The sequence below is a fragment of the Terrabacter sp. P5_B1 genome (assembly GCF_056400505.1).
This window is the reverse complement of the sequence record NZ_JBFULD010000305.1, coordinates 1-5093: the sequence shown is the minus strand read 5'-3', so window position 1 is coordinate 5093 and position 5093 is coordinate 1. Positions and strand designations below refer to the sequence as shown.

Genomic DNA, 5093 nt, shown 5'->3' with positions numbered 1-5093 from the left:
AGGTGAGCCCGATCCCCATCGACGCCCACCTCATGATCGAGGACCCCGACCGCTGGGCCCCGTCCTACGCCGAGGCCGGGTGCCAGTCGGTCACCTTCCACATCGAGGCAGCACGCGACCCCCGGACCCTGGCGCGGACGCTGCGCGCCGCCGGTGCTCGCTCCTCGATGGCGCTCAAGCCCGGGACCGCGTTCGGGCCCTACGAGGACCTGCTGCCCGATCTCGACATGGTGCTCGTCATGACCGTCGAGCCGGGCTTCGGGGGGCAGTCCTTCATGGCTGACCAGATGCCCAAGGTGCGTCAGGTCCGTGAGGCGGTGCGCCGGCACGGCGGCGAGATCTGGATCCAGGTCGACGGGGGCGTCAGCGCCGACACGATCGGGCAGTGCGCCGAGGCGGGTGCCGACGTGTTCGTGGCTGGCTCTGCGGTCTACGGCCCCGAGGACGCGGCAGCCGCCATCGACGAGCTGCGGACGCTCGCTGTCCAGCACCGGCACTGACGGGACGTTCGACCCTGCCCCGGCCTCGGCCGGCAAACCGGATGCATCGACGTCCCGGAGCGCACTTGGATGGGCCCGTGCCCACCACGCTGCAGACCGCCACGGCTGACTCACTGGACGAGGTCGTCGAGGCGGTGGCGTCCTGGCAGGAGGAAGGCGCGCCGGTTCAGCTCCACCCGGGTGACCTCGGGTGGAACTGGAGGCTCGGCGCGGAGGACCTGGCCGCCGCCCTTCGGGTGTGGCGTCGCGACGGGCAGATCCTGGCCCTCGGCCTGGTGGAGGATGCGGGCCTGGTCCGGGTGGGGGTGGCCCCGGCCGTCGACCGGGACGAGGCCTTCGCGGCGCGGCTGCTCGGCGATCTGTCGGATCCCGCGCAGGGCGTGCTGTCCGCCGAGGACGCGAGTGTCGAGGCCCGGTCCGGCACCGCCTTCCGACGGCTCCTCACCGAGAGCGGGTGGGTCGCGGACGAGCCGTGGACGCCGCTGCCCCGCGACCTCACCGACCCGGTGGACGACTGTGGCCTCAGGGTCGAGGTCGTCGACGCGTCCAAGGCGCAGGAGCGGGTCGAGGTGCAGCGAGCGGCGTTCCCGAACTCGACGTTCACCCTCGAGCGCTGGCACACCATGGCCACCTCCTCGCCGTACCAGCGGGCGCGCTGCCTGGTCGCCTACGACTCGAACGGCGCCGCGGTCGCCGCCGTGACGGTCTGGTCGGCGGGCCACGGGAGGCCGGGCCTGCTCGAACCACTGGGGGTGCACCGGGACCATCGCGGCCACGGGTTCGGCACGGCCATCTCAGTCGCCGCTGCCGCCGCGCTGCAGGAGATGGGCGCCTCCAGTGCGACCGTGTGCACCCCGAGCAGCAACGTCGGCGCCGTGGCGACGTACGTGTCGGCCGGCTTCCGACGGCTCCCGCCCGTCACCGACTTCCGCCGGCCGAGCCGACTCAGCGAGACCGCGCACCAACCGAGCCGCCCGGGGGCCTTGACGCTCGTCGACCCTCGTCGACCCTCGTGGTGACCTTTGGTGGTGGCCGTCACGCCGTCGTGGTGTGCCGTCGGTGCAGCACCGGGTGCATACTGGCTGTACGTGCTCCGGGGTCGGTGTAATTCCGAGCCGGCGGTTACAGTCCGCGACCCGACCGCATCCAGCGGCCGGTTGACCTGGTGAAATTCCGGGACCGACGGTGAAAGTCCGGATGGGAGGCAGCACGAAACAGGCCGTCGTGGCCTGGACCGTCGGCATCGTCCGTCCGGGTCCGGTCCGCGTGGGCGTGTGGAGGTACCCCGGAGTTCGTCCGTGCCACGACGAACGACCAAGGACGAAACCCCACATGCAGGCTCTTGCTCTGGCCGACCAGACGAAGAACGTCTTCCAACAGGCCATCGACGCCACCATCCCCATCGGCCCCTACCAGCTGCACTGGCTCGAGCTGATCGGCGTGCTCATCGGGCTCGCCTCCGCCTACCTCGGAATGCGCCGGTGGGTCTGGGCCTGGCCCGTCGGGATCCTGGCCAACATCATGCTGTTCTTCGTCTACCTCGGTGCCGTGTTCGGCGCCGACGAGCGGATCCCGCTCTTCGGCCAGGCCGGCCGCCAGGTGTTCTTCATCATCACGAGCATCTACGGCTGGTGGCGCTGGTCGCAGGTGCGCCGGCTCAACCACGCCGACGACGCGAGCGGCGTCGCCATCACCCCTCGCTGGGCGACCACGCGGGAGCGCACGGCCGTCGTCGTCTTCTGGCTCGTCGGCACCGTCGTCGTCCACCAGGCCTTCGTGTGGCTGTGGAACCTCTCGCCGAACCCGTTCTTCACCCCGCAGTGGTGGTTCTACTGGTGCGACGCGTGGATCTTCGTGGGCTCCATCGTCGCCACCTACGCCATGGCCCGCGGCTGGAACGAGTTCTGGCTGGCCTGGATCGGTGTCGACCTGATCGGCGTGCCGTTCGCCTTCGCAACCGACTACGTGCCGACGGCGGTCCTCTACACGTTCTACGGCCTCTTCGTCATCTACGGCTTCACCCAGTGGGTCAAGGTGTCGCGGGTCGACGAGCGCGACGTCGAGCCCCAGCTGGCCGGCACGCCGAGCTGACCCGTGGGGAACCCGGCGGCCGCTGCCTGGATGCGACGAGCCCTTCAGCTCGCCGCATCCGGCCCGTGGCCCGACCCCAACCCGCGCGTCGGGTGCGTTCTCGTGGCACCGGACGGCACGGTCGTCGGTGAGGGGTTCCACCACGGCGCCGGGACGCCGCACGCCGAGATCGAGGCCCTGACCGCAGCGGGCGACGCCGCGAGGGGGGCGACGGCGTTCGTCACGCTCGAGCCGTGCTCGCACACCGGGCGCACCGGTCCGTGCTCGGACGCCCTGGCCGGGTCGGGGGTGGCCCGCGTCGTGTTCGCCCAGTCGGACCCCAACCCGGACGCCTCCGGCGGAGCCGAGCGGCTGCACGCGGCGGGCGTCCAGGTCACGGGTGGCGTGCTGGCCGACGAGGCCGCCGCGATCAACGAGCGGTGGGCGCGAACCGTGGCGCTCGGCCGCCCTCTCGTCACGTGGAAGCTCGCCACGACCCTCGACGGTCGGAGCGCCGCCGCCGACGGCACCAGCCAGTGGATCACGGGCGATGCCGCACGCGCCGACGTCCACCTGTTGCGGGCCACCCGGGACGCCGTGCTCGTCGGCACCGGCACCGTCCTCGCGGACGACCCCCGTCTCACGGTGCGTATGCCGGGTGGCGAGCCCACGCCACGGCAGCCCCTCCGCGCGGTGATGGGGGAGCGCGACGTCCCAGATGCTGCGCGGGTCCGTGACGCGCCCGGGACGCTCGTCCACCTCGCGACGCGAGAGCCGCGGGAGGCCTTGGATCTGTTGTGGCGCAGGGGAGTCCGCGACGTGTGGCTAGAGGGCGGCCCGACGCTGGCCGCGGCGTTCCTCTCCGCTGGTCTCGTCGACGACGTCTATGCCTACGTCGCGCCGGCCCTGCTCGGCGCGGGCCACGCCGCCGTCGCGGACCTCGGCATCCGGTCCATCGCGGACGTCCACCGCCTCGACCTCGTCGACGTCGACGTCGTCGGGGGAGACGTGCGCATCCACGCCGTCCCTGCCGCCGGACCCCCGACAGCCGCACCCGCCACGGACTCGTGAGCACACGCCGAACCCTGAGGAGACACATGTTCACCGGAATCGTCGAGGAGCTGGGCACCGTCGCGGCGATCGAGCACGGCACGGACTCGGCCGTGCTGCGCATCGACGGACCCCTCGTCGTCAGCGACGCGACGCACGGCGCCTCCATCGCCGTCAACGGCGTCTGCCTCACCGTGACCGAGCACGACACCACCGGCTTCTCGGTCGACGTCATGGCCGAGACCCTCGCCCGCAGCAGCCTGGGCGCGCTCGCTCCGGGCGACCGCGTCAACCTCGAGCGCGCGATGCCTGCCGACGGCCGCTTTGGCGGCCACGTCGTCCAGGGCCATGTCGACGGCACCGCCACCATCACGGCGCGCACGCCCGGGGACCGTTGGGAGACGGTCGACTTCACGCTCCCACCCGGCTTGGCGGCATACGTCGTCGAGAAGGGCTCGATCACGGTCGACGGGGTCTCGCTCACCGTTGCTCATGTCAGTGACGACTTGTTCGGCGTCTCGCTGATCCCGACCACGCTCGACCTGACGACGTTGGGGCACAGGGGAGTCGGCGACGTCGTCAACCTCGAGGTCGACGTCATCGCCAAGTACGTCGAGCGCCTGCTCACCCACCGACCGGAGGTCGTGTCATGACCACCCTCTCGACCGTCGAGTCGGCCCTCGAAGCGCTCCAGGCGGGCCGGCCCGTCCTCGTCCTCGACGACGAGGACCGCGAGAACGAGGGCGACCTCGTCCTCGCCGCCGAGACCGCCACCGAGGACTGGATGGCGTGGACGATCCGCCACTCCTCCGGCTACCTCTGTGCGCCGATGCCCGACGAGGTCGCCGACCGTCTCGAGCTGCCGCTGATGGTCGCCGACAACCGCGACCCGCTGCGCACCGCCTACACGGTGTCGGTCGACGCGGCCACGGGCGTCACGACGGGGATCAGCGCGGCCGACCGGCTCCGCACCGTCCAGGTGCTCGCCGACGTCGACGCGACGCCCGCCGACCTCATCCGCCCCGGACACGTCCTGCCGCTGCGCGCCCGCCCCGGTGGCGTGCTGACGCGCCCCGGCCACACCGAGGCAGCCGTCGACCTGACCCGGCTCGCCGGTCTCTCGCCCGTCGGCGTCATCGGCGAGCTCGTCCACGACGACGGCACGATGATGCGGTTCGACGCGGTCGTCGCGCTCGGACGCGAGTTCGGTCTGCCGGTCCTCACGATCGAGCAGCTCGTCGACCACCGCCAGCGCCTCGACCGGGTCGAGCGTCTCGCGACGACCCGCATCCCCACGGTGCACGGCACCTTCACCGCGCACGGCTACCGCGACACGCTGACCGGCGACGAGCACGTCGCGCTCGTCAGTCCCCGCGGGCTGCAGGGACTGCGCCACGCGGGGCCGGTGCTCACGCGCCTGCACTCGGAGTGCCTGACCGGTGACGCCTTCGGGTCGCTGCGCTGCGACTGCGG

At 72.1% G+C, this 5093-nt stretch carries 6 protein-coding genes and 1 riboswitch; all 6 genes read left to right on the top strand.

The window, feature by feature from the left end:
- On the top strand, positions 1-500 hold a 500-nt coding region (locus AC1DP0_RS17825; protein WP_478086980.1), incomplete at its 5' end, for a ribulose-phosphate 3-epimerase.
- A 77-nt stretch (positions 501-577) separates the two neighbouring features.
- Positions 578-1519, top strand: a complete 942-nt coding sequence (locus AC1DP0_RS17820) for a GNAT family N-acetyltransferase (protein WP_478086975.1) — start codon at positions 578-580, stop codon at positions 1517-1519.
- Between the two features lie 66 nt (positions 1520-1585).
- Positions 1586-1714, top strand: a riboswitch (FMN riboswitch).
- Positions 1715-1832: 118 nt separating this feature from the next.
- Positions 1833-2591 (top strand): nicotinamide mononucleotide transporter family protein, encoded by a 759-nt coding sequence (locus AC1DP0_RS17815; RefSeq protein WP_478086971.1) that lies wholly within the window; start codon positions 1833-1835, stop codon positions 2589-2591.
- A 30-nt stretch (positions 2592-2621) separates the two neighbouring features.
- Positions 2622-3641 (top strand): bifunctional diaminohydroxyphosphoribosylaminopyrimidine deaminase/5-amino-6-(5-phosphoribosylamino)uracil reductase RibD, encoded by a 1020-nt coding sequence (gene ribD, locus AC1DP0_RS17810; RefSeq protein WP_478086967.1) that lies wholly within the window; start codon positions 2622-2624, stop codon positions 3639-3641.
- A gap of 26 nt (positions 3642-3667) precedes the next feature.
- Positions 3668-4273 carry a riboflavin synthase gene (locus tag AC1DP0_RS17805; RefSeq protein ID WP_478086963.1) on the top strand — a complete coding sequence of 202 codons (606 nt, stop codon included), beginning with the start codon at positions 3668-3670 and terminating at the stop codon, positions 4271-4273.
- Positions 4270-5093 (top strand): 3,4-dihydroxy-2-butanone-4-phosphate synthase (gene ribB / locus AC1DP0_RS17800; RefSeq protein WP_478086961.1); only part of this gene is annotated, 824 nt, incomplete at its 3' end. The genes AC1DP0_RS17805 and ribB, both read left to right, overlap by 4 nt.